At 70.7% G+C, this 3,233-nt stretch carries 1 protein-coding gene and 1 pseudogene; both read right to left on the bottom strand.

What is annotated here, in order from left to right:
- The coding region (locus ACIQOW_RS39570; protein WP_401092830.1) for a nitrate- and nitrite sensing domain-containing protein at positions 1-2,743 on the bottom strand (2,743 nt) is incomplete at its 3' end.
- Between the two features lie 402 nt (positions 2,744-3,145).
- A pseudogene (locus ACIQOW_RS39565) lies at positions 3,146-3,233 on the bottom strand (ATP-binding protein); the annotation flags it as partial.

Genomic DNA, 3,233 nt, shown 5'->3' with positions numbered 1-3,233 from the left:
GCTGGTAGCCGCCCTGGTCGTAGCCGTACCGGTCGTCGGCGTAGCCGCCGTCGGCCTGGTCCTGCCGGCCGTAGCCGGGCTGCTCGTAGCCCTGCGCGGCGTACTGGCCGTAGCCGTCCTGGCCGTACTCGTCCTGCTGGTAGCCGCCCTGGTCGTAGCCGTACCGGTCGTCGGCGTAGCCGCCGTCGGCCTGGTCCTGCCGGCCGTAGCCGGGCTGCTCGTAGCCCTGCGGGGCGTACTGGTCGTAGCCCTGCTGGTACTCCTCGTCGACCTCGGCGTCCACCACCGGCGCCTGCGGGGAGCTCTCCAGGGCCGCGCGGCGGACCTGGTCGAGGCGCTGCGAGCGCTGGACGGCCTCCAGGGCCGGGCTGAAGCCGGAGGCCCCGGTGGTGCCGGCACCGGTCAGGTGGTCGTCGAAGCCCAGCTCGGCCGCGCTGCGGGCGTGGGTGTCGGGCGCCCACTCGGCGGCCGGCGCCTGCTCGGCGAAGATCCGGGAGACGGTGAACTGCTCGTCCGGCTCCGGCGCCGCGTTCGACTGGGTGACGAACGGCGGGAGCATGACCAGCGAGGTGGTGCCGGCGGACTCGCCGGACGGGCGGAGCTGGACGCGGATGTCGTGCCGCTGGGAGAGCCGGCCGACCACGAACAGGCCCATCCGGCGGGAGATGGTGGCGTCCACCGTGGGCGGCTCGGCCAGCTTCTCGTTGATCTCGGCGAAGTCCTCGGCGGTGAGGCCGATGCCCTTGTCGTGGATCTCGACCAGCACCCGGCCGTCCGGTAGGCGGGTCGCGTTGACCAGCACCCGGGTCTGCGGGCTGGAGAACGAGGTGGCGTTCTCCAGCAGCTCGGCGAGCAGGTGGACGAGGTCGGTCACGGCGGCGCCGACGACGTCGACCTCCGGGATGCCGGAGAGCTCGACGCGCTCGTACTGCTCCACCTCGGAGGCGGCGGCGCGGAGCACGTCGACCAGCGGGACCGGGGTGTTCCAGCGGCGGCCGGCCTCCTCGCCCGCGAGGACGAGCAGGTTCTCACCGTTGCGGCGCATGCGGGTCGCGAGGTGGTCCAGCTTGAAGAGGTTCTCCAGCTGGTCCGGGTCCGCCTCGTTGTTCTCCAGGTCGGTGATCAGCGCCAGCTGGCGCTGGATCAGGCTCTGGCTGCGGCGCGACAGGTTGGTGAAGATCGCGTTGACGTTCCCTCGCAGCAGGGCCTGCTCGGCGGCGAGCGCCACGGCCTGCTGGTGGACCTGGTCGAACGCCCGGGCGACCTCGCCGATCTCGTCCTTGCCGTGCAGCGGGATCGGGCTCACCGAGGTGTCGACCCGGTCGGGGTCGGTCTTGGAGAGCTTCTCGACCAGGTCCGGCAGACGGTGGTCGGCGATCTCCAGGGCGGCGCTGCGCAGGGTGCGCATGCCGAGGATCATCGAGCGGGCGACGTAGCCGGTGAGCAGACCGGCCAGGATGAGCGCCGCGACGACGATGATCGTGTTGAGGATGGCGTCGTAGAGCGCGTTGTCCTTCAGGGCGCGGGAGTCGGTGAGGACCTCGTCCAGCAGCGCGACTTCGGTGTTCCGCAGGGCCTGGATGTGGGTGTTCGCGGCCTGGTTCCAGTTGTCCGGGGTCAGGCCGGCGTTCTTCGCCTCGGTGTACGCGGCGTCGGCGGCGGCCTTGCCCTTCTGCTGGCCCTCGGCGGCGGCCTGGCTGTACGAGGCGCCGAGCTGGAGCAGGCTCTGCATGGTGGGCGCCGAGCCGTTGGGCATCTTGTAGGCCGAACGCTCCTGGGCGGTGGCCAGGGCGACCTGCGCGGCCGCGTACTTGGCGGCGTCCTCGGGGGCGCTGCCGGTGTTGAACTCGTTGAGGGAGACCTGTTCCAGCTTCTCCGAGACCATGATCTGCTGGATGACGTCCTGGTTCTCGTACCGCGTGGTGGCGTTCTGCGAGATGCCGACCAGCAGGTTGAGCATCAGCGCGCGCTGGGTCGAGGCGGACGCCTTGGCCAGCGACATCGCGTAGATCGCGCGGCCCTTGCTGGTGGCGTTGGTGGAGCCCAGGCCGACCGAGTTGTCATAGGCCAGCAGCGGGCCGATCATCACCGAGTAGGCGTTGGCGGTGGCGCTGACGAACAGCTCGGCGCCGTACGCGTTGGCCCGCAGGTGCGGCAGGTCGACGACGGTGGTCTGGAAGGCCTCGTGGCGGCGGGGGAGCTCACCCGACTTGTCGGAGGCCGCGTAGGCGGCGTTGTACGCCTTCAGCGCCGCGTCGGTGTCACCGCGGCGCTTGGTCACCTCGTTGTTCGGGTCCTGCTTGGTGAGCAGGGGTATGAGCGTCTTGTCGCGCTCGTTCTCCAGCGCCTCGGCGAGTTCGGTCGCCGCCTTGGCCAGCTCCGCGGTCTTCTCGGCGCGGGAGGCCTTGATGTAGCCGTCGACCGAGGTGTTCACGCGGAGGCCGCCGAAGACGAGACTGATGATCACGGGGATCAGCAGGATCGCGATCAGGCGGGTCGGCACGCGCCAGTTGCGCGGGCGGAGGAAGTCGTACCGGGTGGAGCCGCCACCGTCGCCGGACGGGCCGCCGGTACGGGGCGCCGCGGTGACGGCCGGGGGCTCGGGAGCCGGGACGGCGGTCTGGGCGCGTTCCTCCGTGGGAGTGAACGCGGAGAACCCGGCCGGGGCCCCGGGGGTACCGTTCGGCTCGCTCTGGCGGGGCTCGGAGCGCCGCTGCGGGGCGGGTTGCTGCTTACGCCTCACTCGACAACTACCTCTCGGCCGACTGCCGGCCATGGATCAATCCAGCGCTACCCCCGGGCCCTGACCCGCGGCCGGAGGGACCGGCGCGGGAGACTTCCAGGGGTAGCTGGAATTTCAGCACGTGCAGGGATGAGGGACAAACAGCCGCTGTCGGGCGCCCGCCTCGGTACAATCTGGACATTCACCGACATGACGGAGCAAAACCGTGGTCATCTGGCGCTGAGTGACGCCGATTCGCCACGTTGAGTCATTGTTGATCACGAAATGCCTACCGAACTGTTATCCGCTGCTTATACACGGGTCTTGCGCGGTGCCCCCGGAGGACATCGGCCGGTCAGCGTCGCGGCCCCGACGGCCCGTTGCAGGGGACGGTCCGCCGGGGTCCGGTGAGCTCCCCCGCGGTCACCGGAGTCGGGCGAGGAGGGCGTGTTCGACGAGGGTGATGAGGGCGCTTTTGGCGCTGTCGCGGCGGCGGGCGTCGAGGGTGACG

Source organism: Kitasatospora sp. NPDC091335 (assembly GCF_044757205.1).
Lineage (GTDB): Bacteria > Actinomycetota > Actinomycetes > Streptomycetales > Streptomycetaceae > Kitasatospora.
Note: the sequence above shows the minus strand (reverse complement) of the source record. Positions and strands in the feature narration are given on the sequence as shown.